General features: G+C 59.4%; 21 protein-coding genes. 14 read left to right on the plus strand and 7 right to left on the minus strand.

The window, feature by feature from the left end:
• Positions 1-4: 4 nt before the first annotated feature.
• The 10 genes from nuoL to ACSQ9D_RS05690 all read left to right on the plus strand — a co-directional run bounded on the left by nuoL (position 5) and on the right by ACSQ9D_RS05690 (position 12,175).
• Positions 5-2,005, plus strand: a complete 2,001-nt coding sequence (gene nuoL, locus ACSQ9D_RS05645) for an NADH-quinone oxidoreductase subunit L (protein WP_436281454.1) — start codon at positions 5-7, stop codon at positions 2,003-2,005.
• Positions 2,005-3,516: an NADH-quinone oxidoreductase subunit M gene (locus ACSQ9D_RS05650; protein WP_436281455.1), complete on the plus strand. Its 1,512-nt coding sequence runs from the start codon at positions 2,005-2,007 to the stop codon at positions 3,514-3,516. Before nuoL ends, ACSQ9D_RS05650 begins: the two co-directional genes overlap by 1 nt.
• An 18-nt stretch (positions 3,517-3,534) precedes the next feature.
• Positions 3,535-4,980, plus strand: coding sequence for an NADH-quinone oxidoreductase subunit NuoN (gene nuoN, locus ACSQ9D_RS05655; RefSeq protein WP_047521812.1), 1,446 nt, complete (start codon positions 3,535-3,537; stop codon positions 4,978-4,980).
• A complete protein-coding gene (locus ACSQ9D_RS05660) occupies positions 4,980-5,744 on the plus strand; it encodes a biotin--[acetyl-CoA-carboxylase] ligase (RefSeq protein ID WP_037117462.1) in 765 nt (254 codons plus the stop codon). Before nuoN ends, ACSQ9D_RS05660 begins: the two co-directional genes overlap by 1 nt.
• 17 nt (positions 5,745-5,761) lie before the next feature.
• Positions 5,762-7,432 (plus strand): ribonuclease J, encoded by a 1,671-nt coding sequence (locus ACSQ9D_RS05665; protein WP_436281456.1) that lies wholly within the window; start codon positions 5,762-5,764, stop codon positions 7,430-7,432.
• Between the two features lie 2 nt (positions 7,433-7,434).
• Complete coding sequence (gene mce, locus ACSQ9D_RS05670) at positions 7,435-7,839, plus strand: methylmalonyl-CoA epimerase (protein ID WP_024314710.1); 405 nt, start codon at positions 7,435-7,437, stop codon at positions 7,837-7,839.
• Between the two features lie 134 nt (positions 7,840-7,973).
• Positions 7,974-8,255: a DUF1467 family protein gene (locus tag ACSQ9D_RS05675; RefSeq protein ID WP_037117908.1), complete on the plus strand. Its 282-nt coding sequence runs from the start codon at positions 7,974-7,976 to the stop codon at positions 8,253-8,255.
• 576 nt (positions 8,256-8,831) lie between these two features.
• Entirely contained in the window at positions 8,832-10,154 is a 1,323-nt protein-coding gene (proS, locus tag ACSQ9D_RS05680; RefSeq protein ID WP_436281457.1) for a proline--tRNA ligase, read from the plus strand.
• A gap of 15 nt (positions 10,155-10,169) precedes the next feature.
• Positions 10,170-11,477 carry a lipoprotein-releasing ABC transporter permease subunit gene (locus ACSQ9D_RS05685; RefSeq protein WP_436281458.1) on the plus strand — a complete coding sequence of 436 codons (1,308 nt, stop codon included), beginning with the start codon at positions 10,170-10,172 and terminating at the stop codon, positions 11,475-11,477.
• Between the two features lie 14 nt (positions 11,478-11,491).
• Complete coding sequence (locus ACSQ9D_RS05690) at positions 11,492-12,175, plus strand: ABC transporter ATP-binding protein (RefSeq protein ID WP_037117467.1); 684 nt, start codon at positions 11,492-11,494, stop codon at positions 12,173-12,175.
• Here ACSQ9D_RS05690 and ACSQ9D_RS05695 read toward each other — a convergent pair whose 3' ends face one another.
• Both ACSQ9D_RS05695 and ACSQ9D_RS05700 read right to left on the minus strand, forming a co-directional pair.
• Positions 12,176-12,640 carry a DUF5680 domain-containing protein gene (locus ACSQ9D_RS05695; RefSeq protein WP_436281459.1) on the minus strand — a complete coding sequence of 155 codons (465 nt, stop codon included), beginning with the start codon at positions 12,638-12,640 and terminating at the stop codon, positions 12,176-12,178.
• 68 nt (positions 12,641-12,708) lie between these two features.
• Positions 12,709-13,293, minus strand: a complete 585-nt coding sequence (locus ACSQ9D_RS05700) for a hypothetical protein (RefSeq protein WP_436283769.1) — start codon at positions 13,291-13,293, stop codon at positions 12,709-12,711.
• A gap of 304 nt (positions 13,294-13,597) precedes the next feature.
• Here ACSQ9D_RS05700 and dnaE point away from each other — a divergent pair, with 304 nt between their 5' ends.
• Entirely contained in the window at positions 13,598-17,098 is a 3,501-nt protein-coding gene (gene dnaE / locus ACSQ9D_RS05705) for a DNA polymerase III subunit alpha (RefSeq protein WP_436283770.1), read from the plus strand.
• 2 nt (positions 17,099-17,100) lie between these two features.
• Here dnaE and ACSQ9D_RS05710 read toward each other — a convergent pair whose 3' ends face one another.
• Positions 17,101-18,336 carry a L,D-transpeptidase family protein gene (locus ACSQ9D_RS05710; RefSeq protein ID WP_436281460.1) on the minus strand — a complete coding sequence of 412 codons (1,236 nt, stop codon included), beginning with the start codon at positions 18,334-18,336 and terminating at the stop codon, positions 17,101-17,103.
• A 94-nt stretch (positions 18,337-18,430) separates the two neighbouring features.
• Positions 18,431-19,720 (minus strand): DNA polymerase IV, encoded by a 1,290-nt coding sequence (locus ACSQ9D_RS05715; RefSeq protein ID WP_436281461.1) that lies wholly within the window; start codon positions 19,718-19,720, stop codon positions 18,431-18,433.
• A 75-nt stretch (positions 19,721-19,795) separates the two neighbouring features.
• On the opposite strand from ACSQ9D_RS05715, the gene ACSQ9D_RS05720 reads away from it, so the two are divergent.
• Complete coding sequence (locus tag ACSQ9D_RS05720; RefSeq protein ID WP_436281462.1) at positions 19,796-20,383, plus strand: GNAT family N-acetyltransferase; 588 nt, start codon at positions 19,796-19,798, stop codon at positions 20,381-20,383.
• Here the strand turns inward: ACSQ9D_RS05720 and ACSQ9D_RS05725 are convergent.
• On the minus strand, positions 20,358-21,029 hold the full coding sequence (locus ACSQ9D_RS05725) for a hypothetical protein (protein WP_436281463.1): 672 nt from the start codon (positions 21,027-21,029) through the stop codon (positions 20,358-20,360). The two genes, ACSQ9D_RS05720 and ACSQ9D_RS05725, sit on opposite strands and share 26 nt — an antisense overlap.
• Positions 21,030-21,031: 2 nt before the next feature.
• On the minus strand, positions 21,032-21,340 hold the full coding sequence (locus ACSQ9D_RS05730; protein WP_436281464.1) for a DUF3572 domain-containing protein: 309 nt from the start codon (positions 21,338-21,340) through the stop codon (positions 21,032-21,034).
• Between the two features lie 133 nt (positions 21,341-21,473).
• On the opposite strand from ACSQ9D_RS05730, the gene ACSQ9D_RS05735 reads away from it, so the two are divergent.
• The gene (locus ACSQ9D_RS05735) at positions 21,474-21,845 is read left to right on the plus strand and encodes a response regulator (protein ID WP_007531841.1); all 372 of its coding nucleotides are present in this window, start codon (positions 21,474-21,476) and stop codon (positions 21,843-21,845) included.
• 18 nt (positions 21,846-21,863) lie between these two features.
• On the plus strand, positions 21,864-23,234 hold the full coding sequence (locus ACSQ9D_RS05740) for a PleD family two-component system response regulator (RefSeq protein ID WP_037117479.1): 1,371 nt from the start codon (positions 21,864-21,866) through the stop codon (positions 23,232-23,234).
• A gap of 707 nt (positions 23,235-23,941) precedes the next feature.
• On the opposite strand, the gene rpmG is transcribed toward ACSQ9D_RS05740, so the two are convergent.
• Positions 23,942-24,109 carry a 50S ribosomal protein L33 gene (rpmG, locus tag ACSQ9D_RS05745; RefSeq protein WP_003587245.1) on the minus strand — a complete coding sequence of 56 codons (168 nt, stop codon included), beginning with the start codon at positions 24,107-24,109 and terminating at the stop codon, positions 23,942-23,944.
• Positions 24,110-24,113: the final 4 nt, after the last annotated feature.

The raw sequence follows: 24,113 nt of genomic DNA on the forward strand, positions 1-24,113 counted from the left end.
GCTCATGTTTTTATATAAAGCTATCGTCTTTCTTCCCCTGATTGGCGCGATCATCGCCGGCCTCTTCGGCCGCGCGATCGGCGCCAAGGCATCGGAATACGTTACCTGCGGCCTGATGATCATCGCCGCGGTGCTGTCATGGTATGTCTTCATCACCGTCGGCATGGGTCACCATGAAGGCGGCCCGATCAAGGTTGAAGTCCTGCGCTGGATCCAGTCCGGCGGCATTGACGTTTCCTGGTCGCTGCGCGTCGACACGCTCACCTCTGTCATGCTGATCGTCGTCAACACGGTCTCGACGCTGGTGCACGTCTATTCGATCGGATACATGCATCATGATCCGCATCGCCCGCGCTTCTTCGCCTACCTCTCGCTCTTCACCTTCGCCATGCTGATGCTGGTGACCGCCGACAATCTGGCCCAGATGTTCTTCGGCTGGGAAGGCGTTGGTCTGGCCTCGTATCTGCTCATCGGATTCTGGTTCAAGAAGCCATCGGCAAACGCCGCCGCAATCAAGGCCTTCATCGTCAACCGCGTTGGCGACTTCGGCTTCATCCTCGGTATTTCCAGCCTGTTCGTACTCTTCGGCTCGATCAGCCTCGACACCATCTTTGCGAACGCAGCGAGCTTTGCTCCGGCCGAAGCCGGCGGCGCGGGCGGCGAAATCGTTCTCAACCTCTTCGGCATGCACCTCGACAAGGCACACGCGCTGACCGGCGCCTGCCTTCTGCTCTTCATGGGCGCAATGGGTAAGTCGGCACAATTCCTGCTGCACACCTGGCTGCCTGATGCCATGGAAGGCCCGACGCCGGTGTCGGCACTCATCCATGCCGCGACCATGGTTACCGCAGGCGTTTTCCTGGTTGCCCGCATGTCGCCGTTGTTTGAGCTTTCGCCAGATGCGCTTGTCTTCGTAACGACGATCGGTGCCATCACGGCCTTCTTCGCCGCAACTGTCGGCCTCGTTCAGAACGACATCAAGCGCGTCATCGCTTATTCGACCTGCTCGCAGCTCGGCTACATGTTCGTCGCTCTCGGCGTCGGTGCTTATGGCGCTGCAATCTTCCACCTCTTCACGCACGCCTTCTTCAAGGCTCTGCTGTTCCTCGGTGCCGGCTCGGTCATCCACGCCGTCGATGGTGAGCAGGACATGCGTTACATGGGTGGCCTGCGGACACACATCCCCGTCACCTTCTGGATGATGACGATTGGCACGCTGGCACTGACCGGCGTCGGCATTCCGTTCACGCCGTTCGGCTTTGCCGGCTTCTTCTCGAAGGACGTTATCATCGAAGCGGCTTACGCTTCGCATTCGCCGGTCGCGGGCTTCGCCTTCACGCTCCTGGTCATTGCAGCTCTGTTCACCAGTTTCTATTCCTGGCGCCTGGCGTTTCTGACCTTCTTCGGACAGCCGCGCGCCTCGCACGAAGTCATGCACCACGTCCATGAATCGCCGCAAGTCATGCTGGTTCCGCTCTATCTTCTCGCTGCCGGTGCGGTTCTGGCCGGCGTGCTGTTCGAAGGCCGCTTCTATGGCGAGGAGTATGCCGAGTTCTGGAAGGGCGCGCTCTTTACCTCCAAGGAAAACGAGCTGCTTGAGCAGTTTCACCACGTTCCCGCGTGGGTCGGCCTCAGCCCCTTCATTGCGATGCTCGTTGGCTTCGTCACGGCCTGGTACATGTACATCAAGTCGCCGTCGACGCCGCGCATCCTCGCGCAGCAACATCGGGTTCTGTACCAGTTCCTGCTCAACAAGTGGTATTTCGACGAACTTTACGACTTCCTGTTCGTACGCTCGGCAAAGGCGCTGGGCCGCTTCTTGTGGCAAAAGGGTGACGTCGGCGTCATCGACACCTACGGCCCGAACGGCATCGCTGCCCGCGTCGTCGATGTCACCAACCGCGTCGTGCGCTTGCAGACGGGTTACCTCTATCATTACGCGTTCGCCATGCTGATCGGCGTTGCGGCGCTTGTTACCTGGATGATGCTCGGGAGTTCCTTCTGATGACCGATTGGCCTATTCTTTCAACGGTCACCTTCCTGCCGCTCGTCGGCGTGGTGCTCCTCCTGCTGATGAACGAAAACGGTCCGAGTGGCCGCCGCAACGTGCTCAACATCTCGTTGATTACCACGGTCGTGACGTTCGTCCTTTCGCTCTTCCTCTGGATCGGTTTCGACAATGCGAACCCGGGCTTCCAGATGATCGAGAAGCATGGCTGGCTGGGCACCGGCATCAGCTATCATCTCGGCATTGACGGGATCTCGATGCTGTTCGTGATCCTGACGACCTTCCTCATGCCTTTCTGCGTGCTGGCGAGCTGGCTGTCGATCGAGAAGCGCCTGAAGGACTACATGATCGCTTTCCTGATCCTGGAAGTGATGATGGTCGGCGTCTTCGTTTCGCTTGATATCGTCCTCTTCTACGTCTTCTTCGAAGCAGGCCTCATTCCGATGTTCCTCATCATCGGTGTCTGGGGCGGCAAGGATCGCGTCTACGCCAGCTACAAGTTCTTCCTCTATACGCTGCTCGGCTCCGTTCTGATGCTGCTCGCCATTATGGCGATGTACTGGCAGGCCGGCACGACCGATATTCAGGCACTGCTCGCCTACCAGTTCCCGCCGCAGATGCAGACCTGGCTCTGGCTTGCCTTCTTCGCGTCCTTCGCGGTGAAGATGCCGATGTGGCCGGTTCACACCTGGCTTCCAGACGCGCACGTTCAGGCGCCGACGGCCGGCTCGGTCATCCTGGCCGGCGTGCTTTTGAAGCTCGGCGGCTACGGCCTGATCCGCTTTTCGCTCGGCATGTTCCCGGTTGCCTCCGAGTTCTTCGCACCGCTCGTCTTCGCGCTGTCTGTCATCGCCATCATCTACACCTCGCTGGTGGCGCTGATGCAGGACGATATGAAGAAACTGATCGCCTACTCGTCCGTTGCCCACATGGGTTACGTGACGATGGGTATCTTTGCTGCCAACGCGCAGGGTCTGCAGGGCTCGATCTTCCAGATGCTGTCGCACGGCATCGTCTCGGGCGCTCTCTTCCTTTGCGTCGGCGTCATCTACGACCGAACCCACACGCGAGAGATTGCGGCCTATGGCGGTCTGGTCAACAACATGCCGAAATACGCCGTTGCGATGATGGTCTTCACGATGGCAAACGTCGGCCTGCCGGGCACCTCGGGCTTCATCGGCGAATTCCTGACCCTGATTGGCGTCTTCCGTGTCAACACCTGGGTCGCGCTCTTCGCCGCAACGGGCGTTATCCTCTCCGCTGCCTATGCGCTCTGGCTCTATCGCAGGGTCATCTTCGGCGCGCTGGAAAAGGAAAAGCTCAAGGTGCTGCTCGACCTTTCCCGGCGCGAACAGCTGATCCTCTACCCGCTGATCGCACTGACCATCTTCTTCGGCGTCTATCCGGCTCCGGTCTTCGATGTGACCGCTGCATCGGTTGACCAGCTGATCCATAGCTATACGGCCGCAGTCCAGGCAGCGCACGACGTTGCGCTGTCGATGAAATGATGACGGGACTTTTGGGACATGACCTCTGAAACAATTCTCGCAAGCCTGCATCTTTCCATCCCGGAGTTGATCCTCGCGGTCGGCGCCTTGGTGTTGTTGATGGTCGGCGTCTTCTCGGGAGAACGCTCCGGCCGCATGGTCAGCATTCTCGCGCTGATCGTGCTGGCGGCCGCCGCTTCCTGGCTGATCTTCGTTCCGAGTGAAGGTGTTGCATACGGTGGCGTCTTCCTGTCGGACGGCTTCGGTCGCTTCATGAAGATCACGGCGCTGGTCGGTTCGATCGTGGCGCTCTTCATGTCGCTCGGCCTTGCCAGGGAAAACCAGCTCGACAAGTTCGAGTTTCCGGTTCTGCTTGTGCTCTGCACGCTCGGCATTCTGCTGATGATTTCGGCCAACGACCTTATCTCGCTTTATCTCGGCCTCGAACTGCAGTCGCTCGCAATCTACGTCGTTGCTGCGATCAATCGCGACAGCGTCAAGTCCACGGAAGCCGGCCTGAAGTACTTCGTGCTCGGCGCGCTCTCCTCGGGCATGCTGCTTTACGGCATGTCGCTGGTCTATGGCTTCACCGGCCACACGCAGTTCGCTGCGATTGCTCAGGTATTGACCGTTGACGGCGCGCGTTCGCTCGGCCTCATTTTCGGCCTTGTCTTCATCCTCGCCGGTATCGCCTTCAAGATTTCGGCCGTTCCGTTCCATATGTGGACGCCGGACGTTTACGAAGGTGCGCCGACCCCGGTCACGGCTTTCCTTGCAAGCGCCCCGAAGGTTGCTGCGATGGCGATGATGACCCGCATCGTCATCACCGCCTTCCAGCCGGTTCTGGCCGACTGGCAGCAGGTCGTAGTCTTCATTTCGATCGCCTCCATGCTGCTCGGCTCCTTCGCTGCAATCGGTCAGAGGAACATCAAGCGCCTGATGGCCTATTCGTCGATCGGCCACATGGGCTATGCGCTGGTTGGTCTTGCCTCCGGCACACAGACCGGCGTCTCGGGTGTCATGCTCTACATGGTCATCTACATGGTCATGACACTCGGCAGCTTTGCGATCATCATGTCGATGCGCCGCAAGGACGGCACGGTTGTCGAGGAGGTCAACGATCTGGCCGGCCTGTCGACCACCAATCCGTTCATGGCGACGGTGCTGACCATCCTGATGTTCTCGCTGGCCGGTATTCCTCCGCTCGCAGGCTTCTTCGCGAAGTACTTCGTGTTTGTCGCTGCAATTGAGGCAAAGCTCTATGCGCTCGCCATCATCGGCATTCTGGCATCGGTCGTCGGCGCGTACTACTATCTCCGCGTCATCAAGCTAATGTGGTTCGATGAAGCCACCGACGAATTTGCTCGCGTGTCCGGTTCGCTGCGCCTGGTCTTCGGTGTCTCCGGTCTCTTCGTTCTCGCCTATGTCCTCATCGGTGGTCCGATCGGCGGCGCGGCCGAGCTTGCTGCTGCGACGCTCTTTTGATGAACTCTGAGGCACGGCGCCGGATATCGCTCGACGATTTCAGGCACGAGGCTCTGTCGGAGACATCGTCCACCAATAGCGAATGCCTTGCCCGAGCCCGGGCAGGGGACCGCGGCCTCGTCTGGGTGACGGCGGAAAAGCAGACCGGCGGCCGCGGCCGCCGAGGACGCCCCTGGGTTTCGGAACGAGGCAATCTCTACGCCTCGCTTCTCCTCATCGATCCGGCGCCTATGGAGCGTCTGGGCTCACTGCCGCTGGCAGTTGCGGTTGCGGTACATGAGGCCGTGCGACAGGTGCTGCCGCACACGGCCGAGCGCCTGGAAGTGAAATGGCCGAACGATATCCTGATCGGGCGAAAGAAGACCTGCGGCATTCTCGTCGAGGGCGAAGCCTTGCCGGATGGGCGCCACGCCCTCGTCATCGGCATCGGCATCAACGTTGCGTTCATGCCCGACAACCCGCTTTACCCTGTGACTTGCCTACGCGAGCAGGGTAGCTCTGCTTCCCCTGAAGAGGTTTTCGCGCATCTCTTCGCGTCGATGGCCGAAGTCCTCGATGCATGGGATCGCGGCCGCGGAGTGCGCGAAATCACCGAACGCTGGCGCCAAGTCGCCTGCGGTATCGGCGAAAAGATAACTGTGAATCTGCCGGACCGGTCGATTTCCGGCCACTTCGCCGGAATTGATGTTAATGGCCTGTTGATGCTCGATACTGGCGCAGGCAGGATGATGACGATTGCCGCCGGCGATGTCTTCTTTGGTTGATTGGAAAAAAGAATAATATGACGAAGCAGGACGAACTGGTATTTCTGCCGTTGGGCGGCGTTGGCGAGATCGGAATGAATCTCGCCCTTTATGGCTACGGCCCGCCGGACCATCGCCAGTGGATCATGGTCGACTGCGGCGTCACCTTCCCCGGACCCGAATTGCCGGGCGTCGATCTTGTGCTGCCCGACATTCGCTATCTCGCCAGCGAACGGAAGAGCCTGAAGGCGATCTTCATCACTCACGCGCATGAGGACCACTACGGCGCGCTCGCCGATCTCTGGCCGGGCCTCAACGTGCCGGTCTATGCCTCAGCCTTTACCGCGGGCCTGCTCGAGGCGAAGCGCAATTTCGAGAAGTCGGCAATCGGTGAGATCCCGGTGACGCTGTTTACGGCGGGCGATACCGTCAATGCCGGACCCTTCAGCGTCGAGGGCGTGGCCGTAAACCATTCCATTCCGGAGCCGATGTCGCTGGTGATCCGCACACCACTCGGCAATGTGATCCATACCGGCGACTGGAAGATCGACCATGAGCCGTCTCTCGGTCCTCTGACAGACGAGACCCGTTTCCGCCAGCTTGGCGACGAAGGCGTTCTGGCGTTGATGTGCGATTCCACGAATGCTCTTCGCGATGGTGTCTCGCCGTCGGAGAAAGACGTCTCCGAGAGCTTGCGCAAGATTATCGAGAACGCCGAAGGCCGCGTTGCGGTGACGACGTTCTCATCGAACGTCGGCCGTATCCGCACGGTAGCCGAGGCGGCGGAGGCTGAAGGCCGCGAAGTACTTCTCCTCGGCAGTTCGCTCAAGCGCGTGGTCGACGTTTCTCGCGATATCGGCCTGATGGAGGGCATCAAGCCGTTCATTTCGGAAGATGAGTACGGCTATATCCCGCGCGACAAGGTGGTGGTCATCCTCACCGGAAGTCAAGGCGAGCCGCGTGCGGCCCTTGCCAAGCTCTCGCGCGATGAGATGCGCAACGTGGCGCTTGCCACCGGCGATATCGTCGTATTCTCCTCCCGCGCCATTCCGGGAAACGAGAAGGCGATCCAGGATATCAAGAACGGCCTCATCGAGCAGGGCGTCCACGTGATTACCGACAACGAGGCCCTCGTCCACGTTTCCGGACATCCGCGCCGCAACGAGCTGCAGAAGATGTACGAGCTGACACGGCCGAAGATCGTCGTGCCGGTGCACGGTGAGGCGACGCACCTGACGGCGCACAAGGAACTTGCGGAGCAATCCGGCATCTCGATCGTGCCGCGCGTGCGCAACGGCGACATTCTTCGTCTGGCGCCGGGACCGGTCGAGGTGATCGACGAGGCGCCGCATGGCCGCATCTACAAGGACGGCTCGCTGATCGGCGATTTCGACGAGATGGGCATCGGCGAGCGCAAGAAGCTCTCCTACGTCGGCCACGTCGCCGTCAACGTCGTGATCGACAGCCGCTATGATATCGTTGGCGACCCGGATCTGGTTGCGATCGGCCTGCCTGTCTATGACGACGAGGGCGACGAGATGGAAGACACGCTGTATGATGCTGCTGTTGGCGCCATCGAGAGCATACCGCGGGCACGCCGGAAGGATCTCGACCTGTTGCAGGAGTCGGTGCGCCGCGCCATTCGCGCAACGGCCAACCAGACCTGGGGCAAGAAGCCCGTGGTCACTGTCTTCGTTACGAAGGTCTGACGATGCTCGGCCGGGTCAACCACGTTGCTATCGCTGTTCCCGACCTTGCGGCCGCAACGGCTGCATATCGGGACACGCTCGGCGCAACCGTCTCGGCCCCGCAGGCTCTGCCGGAACACGGCGTCACCGTCGTCTTCGTGGAGCTGCCGAATACCAAAATTGAACTCCTGCAGCCGTTGGGAACGGACTCGCCGATCGCGGCTTTCCTGGAGAAGAGCCCATCCGGCGGAATGCACCATATCTGCTACGAAGTCGGCGATATCCTCGTTGCTCGCGATCAGTTGATCCGGGGCGGTGCAAGGGTACTCGGCAACGGCCAGCCGAAGATTGGCGCGCATGGCAAGCCAGTGCTATTCCTGCATCCGAAGGATTTCTTTGGGACACTCATCGAATTAGAGCAGGTCTGAGCAAGCCTGCGGCAGAGTGACCCAAATCCGGCAAATGTCAGCAAGTGGTTCAAACCCGCTTTGAGTTGACGGACATTCCGGCCTATAAGCACGACAATTGCGATAGTCGCAAAGAGCCGAGTGGGACCATTTCGATGCTGCAGACATTTCTACAGGGCTTCGCCGTCTACTTTATCGTGTGGTGGATTACCCTCTTTGCCGTCCTACCGATCGGCCTGCGCACGCAGGCGGAAGACAACGATATCGTGTTGGGAACCGTTCACAGCGCGCCGACCCGGTTTCGGCCAGTATTTGTTTTCTCGATGACGACGCTCATCTCCGCCATCATCTACGCGTTGTGGTACATTGCTTCGAACTACTTCGGGTGGGGCTTCGACGCCCTGCCGCAGATCGGCCCTTCATTCTCGAACGTCTAGGGGCGTTTGCCCAGTTTTTGGGCGAATGCGGATTTTGGCTGTCACACACATGTCATGAAGTTGCGGCATGGAGGTGCCGTAACGGAATGAGGGCCTTACGCTACGGTAGTGAAGGGCGTCGTAAAGTGGAACATGGGTAGAAAAAAGCCAAAAAAAAACAAGGCTGAAAGCCTTGTTTTAAGTATCGCGTGATCCTTATCCGTTGCCGGGGCTGCGACAAGCGCGCCTAAGATCTGATCCTCCCAAGACTTGACCGCGAAATCGACAGGGATTTGAGCTCCCTGCCTGTTTTGTGGGCTAAAACTAGCTCAAAGAATGGGCTTTGTCATCAGGTTTTTTGCATTTTTGCTACACTCCAGCAAATTTTTTCTGTTGATAAGAATTTCGTACAAACCATTATAATTCCGCCTTTTTCTTACTTTGTCTGCTTCGCAAGTGCGAACTTGCTTTAACGGAAGGCCGCTTCAGCCCGTCGCGGGTTTCTTTCCTTTCGCGAAGCAGCTATGAACGCTGCCAATATTTGTGATCGCCTTCGATTCCGCGACATGCGGTGTCTCAACAGCTCTGGAATTCGCCATGCGCCTGTCTCGCTATTTCATGCCCATCCTCAAGGAAAATCCCAAGGAGGCGGAAATCGTCTCCCATCGGTTGATGTTGCGTGCCGGCATGATCCGGCAGCAGTCGCAGGGTATCTATTCCTGGTTGCCGCTTGGAAAGCGTGTGCTTGACAAGGTCAACAACATTATCCGCGAGGAGCAGAACCGCACCGGCGCGATCGAGCTCTCCATGCCGACGCTGCAGTCGGCCGAGCTCTGGCAGGAAAGCGGGCGCTACGACGCTTACGGCAAGGAAATGCTGCGCATCAAGGATCGTCAGGATCGTCCGATGCTGTACGGCCCCACGAATGAGGAAATGGTCACGGATATCTTCCGGTCCTACGTGAAGTCCTACAGGAGCTTGCCGCTCAACCTTTATCACATCCAGCTGAAGTTCCGCGACGAGATCCGTCCGCGCTTCGGCACCATGCGCTCGCGCGAGTTCGTGATGAAGGACGCCTATTCCTTCGACCTGACGCGCGAAGATGCAGAGCACTCCTACAACAAGATGTTCGCCGCCTATCTGCGCACCTTCAACCGCCTCGGCCTGCGCGCCATCCCGATGCGCGCCGATACGGGTCCGATTGGCGGTAATCTCAGCCACGAGTTCATCATCCTGGCCGACACCGGCGAATCCGAAGTGTTCTGCCACAAGGACTTCGTGAATTTCGATATCCCTGCTGAAGATACCGACTTTGACAGCGTCGAAGGTCTGAAGGCGGTCTTCGACAAGTGGACATCGCTTTATGCCGCGACATCGGAGATGCACGACGAAGCTGCGTTCAACGCGGTTCCCGAAGGGGACCGCCTCTCCGCGCGCGGCATTGAAGTGGGCCATATCTTCTACTTCGGCACAAAGTATTCGGACGCGATGGGCGCAAAGGTGCAGGGTCCGGATGGCAAGGAGCATACTGTCCACATGGGTTCCTACGGGATCGGCCCAACCCGCCTTGTTCCCGCCATCATCGAAGCATCGCATGACGAGAACGGAATCATCTGGCCGGCGTCCGTGGCGCCGTTCGATGCTATCGTGATCAACATGAAGGCCGGTGATGCGGCGTGCGATGCTGCCTGCGAGAAGATCTATGCTGCACTCTCGAACGCCGGCAAGGACGTTCTCTATGACGATACGGACGACCGTGCCGGGACGAAATTCGCGACCGCCGACCTGATCGGCGTTCCACTGCAGATCGTCGCCGGCCCGCGCGCGGTCGCGAGCGGCGAAGTCGAAGTGAAGGACCGCAAGACGGGCGCCCGCGAAACGATGACCATTGACGCGGCGATCAACAAGCTCTTGGGCTGAGAAGGCGGAGGCAGGATGGCAGATGTAGCGGTGAGCCAGCAGGGTTCTAAATCCGGCTCGGCGCCGGCCAGCCGGCCATTTTCCGCCTTCGAACGGCTTGTGGCGTGGCGCTATCTGCGCGCCCGCCGCAAGGAGGCGTTTATTTCGGTGATCGCCGGCTTTTCCTTCATCGGCATCATGCTTGGCGTTGCTACACTCATCATCGTCATGGCGGTGATGAACGGATTCCGCACGGAGCTGATCTCCCGCATTCTTGGCATCAACGGTCACATGATCGTGCAACCGGTCGATACGCCGTTCACCGACTATCCGGCGTTGACCGATAGGCTTGCTGGCGTGCCAGGCATTAAAATGGCACTGCCGCTGGTGGAGGGCCAGACGCTCGCTGCCGGGCCAAGCGGAGCCGGCACAGGTGCGCTGGTGCGTGGTATCCGACCGGAAGATTTGGACAAGGTGAAAACCGTCTCCGGCAACATCAAGTCCGGTGATCTGGTGGGCTTTGCTGCCGGACAAGGCGTGCTGGTCGGCTCGCGCATGGCCGAACAGCTCGGACTCCAGGCGGGGGACACGATCACCTTGATGTCTCCGGAAGGTGACATTACGCCGATGGGCGTCAATCCGCGCGTGAAGTCCTACAAGGTCTCGGGCACTTTCGAGATCGGTATGTCCGAATACGACGCGACGATCATCTACATGCCGCTCGAGGAGGCGCAGCTTTATTTCAATGCCGAGGGACTGGTTCAATCCATCGAGCTCTTCGTCGACAATCCCGACGACATTGACACTATGCGGCCGAAGGTTGAGGCCGCGGCCGGTCGTCAGATCGCGATTTCCGATTGGCGCCAACGCAACCAGACCTTCTTCTCGGCCCTGCAGGTCGAACGCAATGTCATGTTCATGATCCTGACGCTCATCGTGCTCGTTGCTGCGCTCAACATCATTTCCGGCCTCATCATGCTGGTGAAGGACAAGGGCAGCGATATCGCCATCCTGCGCACGATGGGCGCGAGTTCCGGCGCGATCATGCGCATCTTCTTCATGACGGGCGCCGCCATCGGTGTCGTCGGCACGTTGGCCGGTGTCTTGCTCGGCGTTCTCGTCTGCGTCAACATCGAGAAGATCCGCGAGTTTTTCTCGTGGGTTTCCGGCACGGTGCTGTTTGATCCGCAGCTTTATTTCCTCAGCCAGCTGCCTGCCGAAATGAGCTTCAGCGAAACGCTGTCGGTCGTGATCATGGCCCTGACGCTGTCCTTCATCGCGACGATCTTCCCGGCATGGCGAGCCTCCAAGCTCGATCCCGTGCAGGCCCTGCGCTACGAATAAGGAATGCCCTGTTCATGAAACGGAATACCGTTCTCAAGCTTTCCGGCGTCGAGCGCCACTACGGCCAGGGCGAGACGCTGCTCTCGATCCTCAAGGGTGCGGATTTTACGTTGAACAGCGGTGAAATCGTAGCCCTCGTCGCGCCATCAGGCACGGGAAAATCGACGCTGCTGCATGTTGCCGGCCTGCTTGAGCATCCCGATGGCGGCGAGGTGACGATTAATGGCCATGCCTGCGACGGCTTGCCGGACGACAAGCGCACCACGATCCGTCGCAACGAAATCGGCTTCGTCTACCAGTTTCATCATCTGCTGCCGGAATTCTCCGCGATCGAGAACATCATGATGCCGCAGATGATCGCCGGCCTGCCGCGCAAGGAAGCAAAGGAGCGGGCGGGCCAGTTGCTCGACTACATGCGGATCGGCCATCGTGGCGCGCATCGCCCCGGTGAGCTTTCCGGTGGCGAACAGCAGCGCGTGGCGATTGCCCGCGCCGTCGCCAATGCGCCGAGCCTGCTTCTGGCGGATGAGCCCACAGGCAACCTCGATCCTGAAACCGCAAGCTATGTCTTTGACGCGTTGGAAGCACTGGTGCGCCAATCTGGCCTGGCGGCGCTGATCGCGACCCACAATCACGAACTCGCCGCCCGCATGGACCGGCGCGTCACCATCGCTGACGGCAAGGTCGTGGATTTCTGATCAGCGGTGGATGAGACCGCCACGGTAGTCCAATTCGTAGGCCCTGCGCTCGTTCACGACGATCACTTCGCGGCCGCTGAAATGACTGCAGTCGCCCGTGCTTTGATCGGCATAGAAACCGAAGGCATGCTCGAATTCCATGCCGCCGAGAAAGCGTCGGTATTCGGCATACATTTTTGACAGCGCAGCCTTGATGACGGTTCCCGCCCGTTCTCCATCAATCAGCGCATGCTCGACGATGCGTCCGAAGTAGTTCATCGCCCAGATCGGCTCGCCATTCAGCCAGACCACTTCCTGCCCGGCGAAATCGGTTCCGCCGAAATAGCTGTCGAGATAGCGCCACCCGCCGCGCTGATAGCCGATGTCGTGCGATCCCGTCCGGCAGGCCGGCGAAGGAATTCCGCCGCCGACATAGGTGTTGGCCTTCGCCTCGACGATAAAACTGTTCAATGCGGCAATATTCATGGCCTGCCTCCCGCTCGGCAGCGTCTCAACAACGTTGCCAATTGTAAAGAACAAAATAAGAACGGACGCTATTGCCCGCAGATCGATTGCCCTGTGTCGTCGTTCCACTTGGCGATCGGGATGACACGGGGCTCGGTTTTGACGTCCTTGCCATTCTTCTGCAACTTGCCAGCCAAGGCGTTGTAGTCGCAGGAGCTGCCGGCGTTGGGGTCGATCGTGTCGTAGTGATTGTAAGTGTAACCGGCCACAACGAACTGCTTGTTGCGATAGGCGACCGTCAGTGTTTGGTCCCAGCGATCGCGGCCGATGGCGCTGTTCTGCGAGTGTATCGCGATCGAGGACTTGCCGACGGCTTTCAACGACGGCTCCTGGCCGAAGACCCCATCAGCACTGGTGCCGCCCCAAATCTTGTTTGGCGCGCTCAGCGAAAGTCGCAGCAGTTCGTGGTCGCTGTCGCGAAGATAGATGTAGATGCCGATTTGATCGTCGCTGGTGCTGTCTGCTGGAGCAACCAACATTGCAAGATCCACCCGCCCGTCGCCATCCCAATCGCCCGTCGCCGCGTCGACGATGCGTGCAGGATCAATCTGCTCGGCTCGGGCGGTAAACGCCGTGGATAGAGCCAATCCAGCAATTAATACAAACTTAAACATGCTTTTCTCCCATCGCCATGCGGCCAGCAGAGCGGAAAAGAATCCTGTTGACAATAGAACAATAGCAGAACAAACTAAAAACATAAGAGAACAGGAGAGCCAAATGACTGACATGATCCGTGATATCGCAGCATTCACCTCCATCGCAATGTTCGTTGCCAGCTTTTCGCTGATCTGCATGGCAATCTAAGAATTCCGGGGACCGCATGGCTGCCATGCGGTCCAAACGCACTCCCTTCTCTGGACATCGGCCCCTCAATGCTGAGAATACACCCGATTGATTCAGGTGATCGGAAAGCATGTCATGGCGGGTGCGGAGAAAGACGCGGCGAGCGGTTTCATCGGCGGTACGCCGGGCTTTGTTCACCTTCGAGTCCACTCGGCCTATTCGCTGCTCGAGGGCGCGCTGCCGCTTAAGAAGATCCTCTACAAGGCATCGGGCGACAGCCAGCCGGCGATCGCGATCACCGACACCAACAATCTGTTTGTCGCCCTCGAATTCTCACAGAAGGCAATGGATGAAGGTCTGCAGCCGATCATCGGCTGCCAAGTCTCGATCGACATGGAAGACGGCCTTGAGACGGAGCGGCGCGGCGGACAGCAGGCGCTCGTCAAGCTCCCGTCCTTGGTGCTGCTGGCTGCCACCGACGCGGGATACGAGCGACTGGTGGATCTCGTCAGTCGGGCCTATCTCGGCGGCGAGGGCAACGGTCAGTCGATCCACATTCGTGCCTCCTGGCTCGATGAGATCGGAGCGGATGGCCTGATCGCTTTGACAGGTGCCTTGACGGGGCCGATCGATATGGCGCTGAAAGACGGGCACGCAGCGCAGGCGGAAGCACGCCTTCTGCTGCTGAAGCGCCATTTCAGCGACCGTCTCTATGTCGAACTGCAGCGTCACGGCACCTATGACAAACGCCATGAACAGAAGGTCGTTGGCCTGGCCTATGAGCACGATCTGCCGCTGGTCGCCACCAACGAAGCGTTCTTCCCGACCCGTGACGACTACGATGCGCACGACGCTCTGATGGCGGTGGCCCACAATGCCATCGTCTCTGACGACACGCGGTTCCGCCTGACGCCGGATCACTACCTGAAGAGCCGCGCCGAAATGGCGAAGCTGTTTGCGGATCTGCCGGAAGCGCTGGAAAGCACCATCGAGATAGCCCGCCGCTGCTCGTTCATCCTCAAGACGCGCAAGCCGATCCTGCCGCGCTTCACGGGCGCCACGTCAGATCCCGAGGAAGCGGAACGCGAGGAGGCGCTCGAATTGCGCCGGCAGGCGGAGGAGGGGCTGGACAATCGCCTCGCCACGCTCGGCATGTCGCCTGGTTACGAGGAGAAGGAATACCGCGAACGGCTGGAGTTCGAGCTCAGCGTTATCGAACGCATGAAGTTCCCTGGCTACTTCCTGATCGTTGCTGATTTCATCAAATGGGCAAAGCAGCATGATATTCCCGTCGGCCCGGGCCGTGGTTCGGGTGCTGGGTCGCTGGTCGCCTATGCCCTGACGATCACCGACGTCGATCCGCTGCGTTTCTCGCTGCTCTTCGAACGCTTCCTCAACCCGGAACGCGTCTCGATGCCCGACTTCGACATCGACTTCTGCCAGGATCGCCGCGAAGAGGTGATCCGCTACGTCCAGCGCAAATACGGCCGCGAGCAGGTCGCGCAGATCATCACCTTCGGTTCGCTGCAGGCTCGCGCCGCATTGCGAGATGTCGGCCGTGTGCTGGAAATGCCGTACGGACAGGTCGATAAGATCTGCAAGCTGGTTCCCAACAACCCGGCCAACCCGACGCCGCTGTCGAAGGCGATCGAGGAAGAGCCGAAGCTGCAGGAAGAGGCTGGCAAGGAGCCTGTCGTCGCGCGCCTGCTCGACATTGCCCAGAAGATCGAGGGCCTATACCGCCACGCCTCCACCCACGCCGCCGGTATCGTCATCGGCGACCGCCCGCTGTCGAAGCTGGTGCCGATGTATCGCGATCCGCGCTCCGACATGCCGGTCACCCAGTTCAACATGAAGTGGGTCGAGCAGGCCGGCCTCGTCAAGTTCGACTTCCTCGGGTTGAAGACGCTGACGGTGCTGAAGGTAGCGGTCGATTTCGTCGCCAAGCGCGGCATCAATGTCGACCTGTCCTCGATACCGCTCGACGACAAGAAGACCTACGAGATGCTCTCGCGGGGCGAAACGGTCGGCGTGTTCCAGGTGGAAAGTGCGGGCATGCGCAAGGCACTCATTGGCATGAAGCCGGACTGCATCGAGGATATCATCGCGCTCGTGGCACTTTATCGCCCGGGTCCGATGGAGAACATCCCGACATACAACGCCCGCAAACACGGCGAGGAAGAAGTCGAGTCGATCCATCCGACGATCGACTATCTGCTGAAGGAGACGCAAGGGGTTATCGTCTACCAGGAGCAGGTGATGCAGATCGCCCAGGTCCTGTCCGGCTACTCGCTCGGCGAAGCCGACCTTCTGCGCCGCGCCATGGGTAAGAAGATCAAGGCGGAGATGGACCAGCAGCGCGAGCGCTTCGTCGATGGCGCCGTGAAGAACGGCGTGTCGAAGCCGCAGGCTGACAACATCTTCGAACTACTCGCCAAGTTCGCCAACTACGGCTTCAACAAGTCGCACGCCGCCGCCTATGCGATCGTCTCCTATCAGACTGCCTATATGAAGGCGCATTATCCGGTCGAGTTCCTTGCCGCGTCGATGACGCTCGATATGTCGAACACCGAAAAGGTCAACGACTTCCGCCAGGACGCAAAGCGCCTCGAGATCGAGGTGATCCCGCCCTCGGTGCAGACCTCGTTCCGTCATTTCGAGACTGGCGACAACAGGATCTACTATGCGCTGGCAGCGTTGAAGGGTGTCGGTGAATCGGCTGTCGATCATATCGTGGAGGTCCGCGGCGACACGCCGTTTGCAAGCCTTGAAGATTTCTGCCTGCGCATCGACCCGCGCCAGGTGAACCGTCGCGTGCTGGAAAGCCTGATCTTCGCCGGTGCCTTCGATTGCTTCGGGCTCGATCGCGCGCAACTGGCAGGCGGTCTCGATCGCATCATGGGTTATGCCCAGCGTGCACAGGAAAACAAGCTGAGCGGCCAGTCGGATATCTTCGGCAGCGCTCTTTCGTCAGGCCCAGAGAAAATCTCGCTGCCGCCGTTTTCGCCGTGGCTGGCCTCCGAGAAGCTGCTCAAGGAGTTCCAGGTCCTTGGCTTCTATTTGACCGCGCATCCGCTCGATAGCTACCAGAACATTCTGCAGAAGATGCGCGTGCAGACCTTCGCCGAGTTTTCGGCGGCAGTGAAGCAGGGAGCGAGCAACGGCCGCCTTGCAGGGACGGTCATTTCCAAGCAGGAGCGCAAGACGAGGACCGGCAACAAGATGGGCATCATCGTGTTTTCGGATTCATCGGGTCAGTTCGAAGCGGTGTTGTTTTCCGAGATGCTGAACCAATACCGTGACGTACTGGAGTCCGGAAAGTCCTTCGTGATCACGGCGACGGGGGAGGAGCGGCCGGAAGGCGTCGGCCTTCGGCTGCAGACCATACAGTCGCTGGAAGAGAAATCGCTGCAGATGCAGAAGGCCCTGCGCGTCTACGTGCGCGATTCCGGGCCGCTGCGCGCGGTCGCGGCGCACCTGAATGCCAAGGGCGATGGCTTGGTCTCCTTCATCGTGATCAAGGAGGAGGGTAAGCGCGAGGTGGAGGTCGAGCTCCCGCAGAAGTATCGCATCACGCCCGAGATTGCCGCGGCGCTTCGCGCAGCACCCGGTGTCGTTGACGTCGAGTTGGTCTGACGTCAGCTTTTGGTAACGGTAATGAAGTCGGTTCCATTGCCGGTCTCGGCTCCGAGGCCGGTGTCGGAGATCGTCAGTGTCGAGCCGCTGGTCAACATGGCGTCGATCTTGCGCCTCGTCTCCTCGGGAATATGGATACGGCTCAGAGCATTGGCGATCGGCGTGCCGCTGATGATCGAGCTTTCGAGGCTGCTTATCCCGAGCCGCGTCATGGTTGCGCGCGAGAGCGTGTTGGGAAGCGTCGCACCCATCCAGTCCGCCGAGCCTGTTTCGAAATCGACACTGCGTGCCATGAAGAAATGCGTACCGAGGGCAAGGCCGGGATTTTCAATCGAGATCGGCGCTTCAAGAACAGGCTGGAAACCTTGGCGGATCATGATGACTCCATTCGGAGGCGTTCCCTTGCCCGCCGCGGCATAGACGGATCGGATAAGCGCATCACTTGCCGGTGACTTGTCTGCCGTTGGCTCAACTGGACGCTGCAACTTGAAATCGCTGATTGCCTGCAGCGTTGCTGGTCCGAGCAAGCCATCCGGCTCACCCACGGCAAATCCGAGCTCGTTGAGATATGTTTGAAGGTCGATGACCTCCTCGCGCAGGCTGCGGCGCGTAATGAGAATACGGATCGGCGTGTCGTTCGCGGGAGCTCTCGCCGCCGGGGTCTGGGCAGCCGGTAGCGGGACGTCGTTCATGGCGACCTGAACGGGGGCCTGCCCGATCGCCGGCCGCAAAGCAGCGTCGGAAAGCAGCGCCGGGGGCTCCGGCACGTCCGGCCGGAAGAGCGTCGGATGATCGATCGGTTCCGGCGTCACTTCCGCGTCGGTAATGACAACCGGAACGCCCATCTCTGTCATCTTATAGAGCTTTTTGGCAAAGGCTGCCGGCATGCGGACGCAGCCGTGTGACGCGGGGTATCGCGGCACGGAATTGGATTCGTGAAGCGCGATACCAGACCAAGTCAGCCGCTGCATGAAGGGCATCGGTGCAGCCGAATAGAGGTTGGACTCGTGATATTTCTGCTTCTCGATGACGGAAAAGATGCCGCTCGGCGTTGTATGGCCCGGTTTCCCCGTCGAGACCTTCGAGGTTGCCACGACCTCGGTGCCATCGTAGAGCGTGAGCGATTGCGCATCCTTCGATACGAAGATCTGCAGCGTGCGTGCATCCGCCGCGAGCGCAGGGTGCACGAGTGCGGTGGCCGCCAGCAAGCCGAGGCCAAAAACGAGACGCGACAACATATGACTCAACCGATACGCAATACGTGAAGCGCCAGCCTAATCGGCGAAGCTTAAGGAAAACTTGAAATAGCGGACCTTGAGGCAGGCTCACATACTAGTGATCGCGCTTGCCGCCAAAAGTATATCCGGTCTGGACGGTTCCTTTGCCGAACCTGTCGCGCAGCTTGTCCATCGCCGCTTCGGCCGCCGCCCTGCGGCCCGATTGAACATCGATGAGGTCGGGCGGATCTGCCCGTACGGGATCGCAAAGATCGGTCACGCCAATGCCGATCAGACGAAACTTCGTGCCATCCGTTTCTTTCTCCAAAAGGTCCAGCCCGGTGCGGAAGATCCGGTCGGCAAGTTGGGTCGGGTCTTCGAGCTTGCGATTGCGCGTGCGCTGCTTGAAGTCCGCCGTCTTCATTTTTAGAATCACCGTCTGGCCGGCAATGCCGTGCTTCTTCAGCCGCCAGGAGACCTTTTCGGAAAGACTGCGGAGGATCGGAACGAGCTCGTCATAGCGGGAAATGTCGTCGAAGAAGGTTGTTTCGGATGAGACGCTCTTTGCGACGTCGTTGAGATGCACTTCGCGGTCGTCAACGCCACGGGAAAGGCGTGCCAGACGCTGCCCCATGCTGCCATATCGGCGCATGAGGTCGCCTTCTTCCATCTCCTGCAACTGGCCGATCGTGCGGATGCCATCGGCCTCCAGCGTCGCCGCAAACGCCTTGCCCACACCCCAGATCGTCGTCACCGGTCGCGGTGCGAGGAAGGAAACAGCCTCCTCCCGGCCGATGACCGAGAAGCCGCGAGGCTTCTGCAGGTCGGACGCGACTTTTGCGAGAAACTTGCAATAGGAGAGGCCTACAGAGATGGTTATGCCGATCTCCTTCTCGATGCGCTGGGCAAATTTGGCAAGCGTGCGCGCCGGCGGATCGTGATGCAGCCGCTCGGTGCCGCCGAGTTCCAGGAACGCCTCGTCGATCGAAAGCGGCTGAACGAGCGGCGTCAGTTCCTGCATCAACGTGCGGACCTCGCGTCCGACCTCGACGTATTTTTCCATGTCGGGGCGAATGACCACTGCCTGAGGACAGGCCTCCAGGGCCTTGAACATCGGCATCGCCGAACGAACGCCGTGAATGCGCGCAATGTAGCAGGCGGTCGAGACCACCCCGCGCTTGCCGCCACCGATGATGACAGGCTTGTCGGCGAGCTCGGGATTGTCACGTTTTTCGATTGTCGCATAGAAGGCGTCGCAATCGATGTGCGCCAGCGTCAGCTCGTACAGCGCCTTGTGCCGCACAAGACGGGGACTTCCGCACGCCGCGCAGCGGCGCGTTTCGGCCTTCTGCTCGGCAAGGCAGTCGCGACAGAAGCCGGGTGTCTTGGCGCAAGCAAGTGTCATGACCAGAACAAAGATTGAACATCGCAACATTACCCTCTAAGCTTTTGAGTCTCAAGAGAGGCGAGGAGGTTTGCCTTGGATATCGATCTCCGTTTCGAGCCGGTGACCGCAAACCGGTGGGGTGACTTCGAACGGCTCTTCGGTCCTCGCGGAGCCTTCTATGACTGCTGGTGCGTTGCCCTCCGCTTGCCTCATGGCGTGCGAACGAAGATGGGACCGGGAGAGCGAAAGTCGCACATGCAGGGCCGAATAGCTGTCGGCCCGCCGCCCGGCATCCTGGCCTATGCTGATGACGAGCCGGTCGCTTGGGTCCAAGTCGGATCGAGGCACGACGTGCCGCAATTCAATTCGCCACGCACCGTGTCCCGACCGGTGGAAGAACGCGATGCACACGATCCGTCATTCTGGGCCGTGAGCTGTTTTTTCCTGAAGTCGCATTTGCGAGGGCAGGGGCTCAGCCATCGCCTTCTTGCCGGTGCGATCGACCATGCGCGGCGTCACGGTGCTCGCTATCTCGAGGGCTGTCCGATCGACCACGTCAAGCAATCGAAGTCGGTGACGCTCTGTACGGGGTCCACCGCGATCTTCGATGCGGCTGGATTTGAAACTGTGGCAAGGAGAAAGGATGGCCGGCCGCTCATGCGGCTGGATTTGCGGTCTTGAGAAGATCCGCCGCGAAATGCGCCCTCAGTAGGTCTGCGGCATGTTCCCAGCCGGCGGCGGCCACGATGCTTCCAACCGGCGGTGGTGCGAACGGCTTGAAATCGGCGTTGGCCATCATGGTCAGGAGCAGGCATTCGGGCACATGATCGGCAACGGAAAGGAGATTGCGTTGCATATCATCGATGAAGGCGACAGGCAGGCTTCTGCGATCATGCAGCCTGGCGACAACAGGCCCTTTAGGCTCCTGCGTGGCGATCAGGTCGAAAGAGAGGTCGAGCTGATCGAGCAATTTGCGCCGGATGCCATGGTGCCGAGGCGGCATGGCAGTCAGGAAGACGACGTCGGCGTCATCGGAGAGCGCCCGCAGCGTTTCCACCGCCTTTTCCGCCGGCGTCTGCCAGAGGTGCTGATTTGCGAAGAACACTTCTTCGAACGAATCGACTGCGGCCTTGTCCAGTTCGCTGCCGTCGAGGAGCGAGACAATATTGCCGTAGAGCCGGAACGAGCGAGGCAGGAGGTCGTAACTGTGCGAGCGAAGGAAAGCGGTGAACGGCGAGAGGAATTCGAGAACCACTTCGTCGATGTCGCAGACGATCAAGGGCCGGTCGCCGAGGCGAATCTGGCTAGTGCTGGTTGCCATATCCATGCTCAATATTCTCCCGAGCCCAATCCGGGTGGCGAAAAGTGCAGCCATGCCGCGTTCAATACGTCGGGTGCGGTGTTGGTCGCCTGGCAAAAGGCGATCGCCGTCGGCTCGTGCTGCATGATGAAATCCATCATGCCGGAGAGAAATCCGGGCTCGTCGAGTGCACCGCGCACTTGCGCCGGTTCGACGCCGGTCAATGCAAGGAAACGGCCGAACAAATCCGGTTCGTTGGCAAGCCAGGCGAGAACGGCGATCGCGGTCTGCTGCGGATCGGCCGCGAGTTGTTTCGAAGTCTTGAAGTTGCTTTGCATTTCTCGGGGTAAATTACCTATTTTTCAACCAAATACCGCTAGCGTGCAGCCATCGGTTCTATGGAACCATGCCGTCGCATAAGCCTTCTTCATGCGGGGAAGCGGTTACCAGAACGGACGTAGGACGCGTGTCATGCCCAAACAGGTGATGATTGTAGAAGATAACGAGCTCAACATGAAGCTCTTTCGCGACCTTATCGAGGCGTCTGGCTACACGACGATCCAGACCCGAAACGGCATGGAAGCCCTTGATCTCGCTCGCAAATACCGGCCGGATCTGATACTGATGGACATTCAGCTCCCTGAGGTTTCTGGTCTCGAGGTCACCAAGTGGCTGAAGGAAGACGATGACCTGCACGTCATTCCTGTTATCGCCGTCACAGCATTCGCCATGAAGGGAGACGAGGAGCGCATCCGCCAGGGCGGCTGCGAGGCCTATGTCTCCAAACCCATCTCTGTTCCCAAATTCATCGAGACGATCAAGACCTATCTGGGCGATGCCTGACGCATCGGAAAGAAGCCTATGACTGCGCGCATTCTGGTGGTTGATGACATTCCGGCCAACGTCAAGTTGCTCGAAGCCCGGCTAGTCGCCGAGTATTTCGATGTGTTGACCGCCGGCGACGGCTATCAGGCCCTGGCAATATGCGAGCGGAACCAGGTCGATCTTGTCCTCCTAGATATCATGATGCCGGGGATGGACGGCTTCGAAGTGTGCGAGCGCCTGAAGGCCAATCCAAAGACCTCGCACATACCCGTCGTCATGGTGACGGCTCTGGATCAGCCGACTGACCGCGTGCGTGGCCTGAAGGCCGGCGCCGATGACTTTCTCACCAAGCCGGTCAATGACCTTCAACTGATTTCGCGGGTGAAGAGCCTCTTGCGGCTGAAGACGCTGAGCGACGAACTGCGCATTCGCGCCGAAACCGCCCAGACGATGGGGATCGACGAACTGCTGCGGTCGGGTGAGGGGCGGGGCGACGAATCGGGCCAGGTCCTGCTGGTCGATGGGCGTGCCAACTCCCAGGAACGCATCATCAAGGCGCTGAAGCCTGTCGCCGATGTCTCCGCGATCTCGGATCCAAAGGCGGCTCTCTTCGAGGCCTCGGAAAATCCATTTGAACTGGTCATCGTCAACGCCAACTTCGAGGATTACGATCCGCTGCGTCTGTGTTCGCAGCTCCGCTCGTTGGAGCGCACGCGTTTTCTGCCGATACTGATCATCACCGAGCAGGGCGACGACGACATGGTGATCCGGGCGTTGGAACTCGGTGTCAACGACTATATCGTTCGCCCAGTCGATCCCAACGAACTGGTGGCACGCAGCCTGACGCAGATGCGTCGCAAACGCTACAATGATCGTCTGCGCGCGAGTGTGAAGCAGACGATCGAGCTTGCGGTCACGGATGCGTTGACCGGGCTCAGCAATCGCCGCTACCTGGATAATCACCTGAGCACGCTGTTCAATCGCTCGATGGCGCGGGGTCGTCCGCTATCGGTGTTGATCACCGATATCGATCGCTTCAAACAGGTCAACGACACCTATGGGCATGATGCGGGGGACGATGTGCTGCGGGAGTTTGCGAGCCGCATCCGTTCCACCGTCCGTGGTGCCGATCTTGCTTGCCGCTACGGCGGCGAGGAATTCGTGGTCATCATGCCGGATACCTCGCCAGAAGTAGCTGCAGCCGTCGCGGAGCGGTTGCGCTCCGCGGTCGAGACGGTACCGTTCTTGCTGAAGTCATCGGGGCAGGAGTTGAGCGTCACGGCTTCATTCGGAATTTCGTCGCGGATCTCCTCCATCATCACTCCAGGACAGTTGATGAAGCAGGCCGATCTGGCGCTCTACGAGGCAAAAACGGGCGGCCGAAATCGCGTCGTCGCCGCAGCTTGAGTAACACTTCTACGAAGCATTTTGGGTCATCCACAGCTACCTGATTCATGCCTGCCGATGCGCAGCAGCCAAGTAACTTGAATGCAAAGCCGGCCATTTGACCCGAACATTTGTTGGCTCTCGATATCGCGCCAAGCAGATGCGGCACGGCTCAGCGAAAGATGTGAGGATCAATCAGATTTAGCCGGCATTTCGCAAGTAGCCGCGATAACCGAGCTTCAAGGCGTAACGGCGCAAGCTAATACTATTGGTCTATAGTTTCGCCCTTCTTTGTCAATTTGGCGCTATTCTTGTCGCCGGAGGCGACTCGAGGCTCTAAAAGTTGTCCCAAAGCCGTACTTTTAACCATAGAATCAACCTCGGAAATCTAACCATTAAGAATTTGTTGATTTTCTTTCATTTTCGAGCAAATTATCGGGCCATAAGAGATAAGTACTCCCTGTGAGGAGTCCGAGATACCCCATGATGCTCAGGTCCGCCGCATCTCCTGGGTCGTGGGGTCGGTCGGCTGGTTTGCAACATTAAGCGGTTCCTCGTGCCGCGTTGCTTGCCGGTCGACCCCCTTTCGAGAAAACGCCGTCCTTTCCGCATTTTCCGGAGGGACGGCGTTTCTGTTTCTGTGCCTCGGACCAGACAGCAAAGCCGGCAAACAAAAAGGCGCGCAGCCGGTGGGCGCGCGCCTTCTTGAAAAACGTCAGATCAAGCGATTACTTGATCTTGGTTTCCTTGAACTCGACGTGCTTCTTTGCAATCGGGTCGTACTTGGTCTTCGTCATCTTGTCCGTCATCGTACGGCTGTTCTTCGTCGTGACGTAGAAGAAACCGGTGTCGGCCGTCGACAGCAGCTTGATCTTGATTGTGGTAGCCTTGGCCATGGTC

Source organism: Rhizobium sp. LjRoot258, assembly GCF_964254185.1.
Taxonomy (GTDB): domain Bacteria; phylum Pseudomonadota; class Alphaproteobacteria; order Rhizobiales; family Rhizobiaceae; genus Rhizobium.

Excerpts from the sequence above, each read along its gene's own strand:
- ACSQ9D_RS05695 (WP_436281459.1), bottom strand. The coding sequence starts at position 12,640 with ATGAATATTGCCGCATTGAACAGTTTTATCGTCGAGGCGAAGGCCAAC.
- ACSQ9D_RS05650 (WP_436281455.1), top strand. The coding sequence starts at position 2,005 with ATGACCGATTGGCCTATTCTTTCAACGGTCACCTTCCTGCCGCTCGTC.
- nuoL (WP_436281454.1), top strand. The coding sequence starts at position 5 with ATGTTTTTATATAAAGCTATCGTCTTTCTTCCCCTGATTGGCGCGATC.
- ACSQ9D_RS05730 (WP_436281464.1), bottom strand. The coding sequence starts at position 21,340 with ATGCAAAGCAACTTCAAGACTTCGAAACAACTCGCGGCCGATCCGCAG.
- ACSQ9D_RS05690 (WP_037117467.1), top strand. The coding sequence starts at position 11,492 with ATGAAACGGAATACCGTTCTCAAGCTTTCCGGCGTCGAGCGCCACTAC.
- proS (WP_436281457.1), top strand. The coding sequence starts at position 8,832 with ATGCGCCTGTCTCGCTATTTCATGCCCATCCTCAAGGAAAATCCCAAG.
- mce (WP_024314710.1), top strand. The coding sequence starts at position 7,435 with ATGCTCGGCCGGGTCAACCACGTTGCTATCGCTGTTCCCGACCTTGCG.
- ACSQ9D_RS05715 (WP_436281461.1), bottom strand. The coding sequence starts at position 19,720 with ATGACACTTGCTTGCGCCAAGACACCCGGCTTCTGTCGCGACTGCCTT.
- ACSQ9D_RS05660 (WP_037117462.1), top strand. The coding sequence starts at position 4,980 with ATGAACTCTGAGGCACGGCGCCGGATATCGCTCGACGATTTCAGGCAC.
- ACSQ9D_RS05675 (WP_037117908.1), top strand. The coding sequence starts at position 7,974 with ATGCTGCAGACATTTCTACAGGGCTTCGCCGTCTACTTTATCGTGTGG.
- ACSQ9D_RS05685 (WP_436281458.1), top strand. The coding sequence starts at position 10,170 with ATGGCAGATGTAGCGGTGAGCCAGCAGGGTTCTAAATCCGGCTCGGCG.
- ACSQ9D_RS05740 (WP_037117479.1), top strand. The coding sequence starts at position 21,864 with ATGACTGCGCGCATTCTGGTGGTTGATGACATTCCGGCCAACGTCAAG.
- ACSQ9D_RS05665 (WP_436281456.1), top strand. The coding sequence starts at position 5,762 with ATGACGAAGCAGGACGAACTGGTATTTCTGCCGTTGGGCGGCGTTGGC.
- ACSQ9D_RS05700 (WP_436283769.1), bottom strand. The coding sequence starts at position 13,293 with ATGTTTAAGTTTGTATTAATTGCTGGATTGGCTCTATCCACGGCGTTT.
- nuoN (WP_047521812.1), top strand. The coding sequence starts at position 3,535 with ATGACCTCTGAAACAATTCTCGCAAGCCTGCATCTTTCCATCCCGGAG.
- ACSQ9D_RS05735 (WP_007531841.1), top strand. The coding sequence starts at position 21,474 with ATGCCCAAACAGGTGATGATTGTAGAAGATAACGAGCTCAACATGAAG.
- ACSQ9D_RS05725 (WP_436281463.1), bottom strand. The coding sequence starts at position 21,029 with ATGGATATGGCAACCAGCACTAGCCAGATTCGCCTCGGCGACCGGCCC.
- ACSQ9D_RS05710 (WP_436281460.1), bottom strand. The coding sequence starts at position 18,336 with ATGTTGTCGCGTCTCGTTTTTGGCCTCGGCTTGCTGGCGGCCACCGCA.
- rpmG (WP_003587245.1), bottom strand. The coding sequence starts at position 24,109 with ATGGCCAAGGCTACCACAATCAAGATCAAGCTGCTGTCGACGGCCGAC.
- dnaE (WP_436283770.1), top strand. The coding sequence starts at position 13,598 with ATGGCGGGTGCGGAGAAAGACGCGGCGAGCGGTTTCATCGGCGGTACG.